The sequence below is a fragment of the Streptomyces phytophilus genome, from assembly GCF_013870535.1.
Taxonomy (GTDB): Bacteria; Actinomycetota; Actinomycetes; order Streptomycetales; family Streptomycetaceae; genus Streptomyces; species Streptomyces phytophilus.
In genome coordinates this window covers 1-1,715 of sequence record NZ_JACBXC010001263.1, presented here as the reverse complement: position 1 = coordinate 1,715, position 1,715 = coordinate 1, and the positions used below count along the sequence as shown (strand labels likewise).

The window sequence follows — 1,715 nt, the reverse complement described above, 5'->3', positions numbered from 1 at the left end:
GCGGGGGTCTGCTTGGTCACCATGGCCTCTCGGGCTGCTCGCGCCGCTACTTCTCGACCACCTCGCCCTCGGTGATCGAGTCGAGCTGCTCGTCGTAGCCCTTCGCGGCGTCCTCGGCGGAGGCGTCGCCGGTGGTCACCTGCTCCATGGCCTCCTGGATGGCGGTGGAGACCTGCGGGTAGACCGGGAGCGCCGGGCGGTAGTGGGTGTCCTCGACCAGGCCGGTGAAGAACTCGACGCCCGGGACGTACGCCTGGTAGTCGGGGTCGGCGGCGACGTCCTCGCGGACGGCGATCTGGCCGTTGGCGATGGTCAGCCGGGTGTTGTTCTTCCGCGACTGGGCGACCTTCATGAACTCGAAGGCCAGGTCGGGGTTGTTGGCCTTGGCCGGGATGGACCAGGCCCAGCCGCCGGACATGCTGACCCGGCCCGGCGCCTGGCCGTTCTGGGTGGGCATGGCCGCCTGGCCGAGCACCTCGGTCCACTCGGGCCACGGCTTGGGGCCGGTCTCCAGCCAGTTGTTCGACATCCAGGAGCCGTCCAGGTCGATGGCGAGCTTGCCCTCGGGCAGCCACTCGGTGCCGACTCTGGTGCCGACGTTGGGGTCGAGGGCGTCCTGCGGGTCGGGGCCGAGGCCGTCGTTGTAGACGGTGTGCACGAAGTCGAGGGCGTCGGTGAAGCCCTGGCTGCCGGCGACCCACTTCTTCGACTGCGGGTCGTACAGCGGGTCTTCGCCCGTCCCGTACAGGAGCATCTCGAAGCCCTGCATGGACGCGGCCTCGCCGGCCGGCTTGCCGGTGTAGACGTTCAGCGGGATGACGTCGGGCAGCTCGCGCTTGATGGTGCGGGCGGCGTCCAGCACGTCGTCCCAGGTCTTCGGCTGCCAGTCGGCGGGGAGCCCGGCCTGCTCGAACAGCTCCTTGTTGTACCAGAGCCCGCGGGTGTCGGTGCCGTCCGGGACGCCGTACGTCTTGCCGTCCTGGCCCTGCGCGGCGGTCTTCGCCGTCTCGACGTACTGGTCCCAGTCCTTCCAGCCCTTGAGGTAGTCGTCGAGGGGCGTGAGCAGGCCCGCGGCGATGTCGGAGTTGATGAGGAAGGTGTCCTCGTAGACGAGGTCGGGGGCGGTCTTGGGGGACCGCAGCATCTGCTGGACCTTGGTGTAGTACTGCTCGTCCGGCACTTGAACGGGGATGAGTTCGACCTTCTTGCCGGGGAACTTCTTCTCGAACTCCTTCTTCACCGCCTCGATCTCGCGGTCGAAGATCTTGTTCTTGGAGTCGGTGGACTTCTTGAACTGGATTCTGATGGTGTCCGGGTCGCTGCCGGAGTCTCCGCACGCTGAGAGTGCGGTGGCGGCGAGCACGGCGGTGAGCGCGGTGGCGAGCATGGGGGAAACGGGGCGGTGCACGGCGGGACCTCCCTGTGGCTCTGGCGAGGATGCGGTGAAAGTACGGCTGTCCGGATGTCCGGTCAATCCTTCTGACAAGGGCTGTCCTGTATCGGTGACAACGTTGTTGTACCGACGGTTTCTAGCGCTGTACCGACAGATTTCAGCCGCCGGGGGGCCGGAAGCTTTCGCGTGGCTCTCCGCCAAGGGCGGTCAGGGGCGGGCGTCGGACCAGCGGTAGCGGAGTTCCGGGCGGCCCACCTGGCCGTACTGGGGGGCGCGGATCGCGTGGCCGGTCTCCGCCAGGTGCTCCAGATAGCGCCGGGCG

The 1,715-nt window shown here is 68.1% G+C and carries 1 protein-coding gene and 1 pseudogene; both read right to left on the bottom strand.

Translation table 11 applies throughout. The annotated features are described in order from the left end of the window. Positions 1-46: 46 nt before the first annotated feature. On the bottom strand, positions 47-1,387 hold the full coding sequence (locus H5J30_RS31425; RefSeq protein ID WP_181790952.1) for an ABC transporter substrate-binding protein: 1,341 nt from the start codon (positions 1,385-1,387) through the stop codon (positions 47-49). A 213-nt stretch (positions 1,388-1,600) separates the two neighbouring features. Then, positions 1,601-1,715 (bottom strand): annotated as a pseudogene (locus tag H5J30_RS37105) (two-component system response regulator); the annotation flags it as partial.

Bases quoted from the DNA above. Each gene is read 5' to 3' on its own strand.
- H5J30_RS31425 (WP_181790952.1), bottom strand. From the start codon at position 1,387: ATGCTCGCCACCGCGCTCACCGCCGTGCTCGCCGCCACCGCACTCTCA.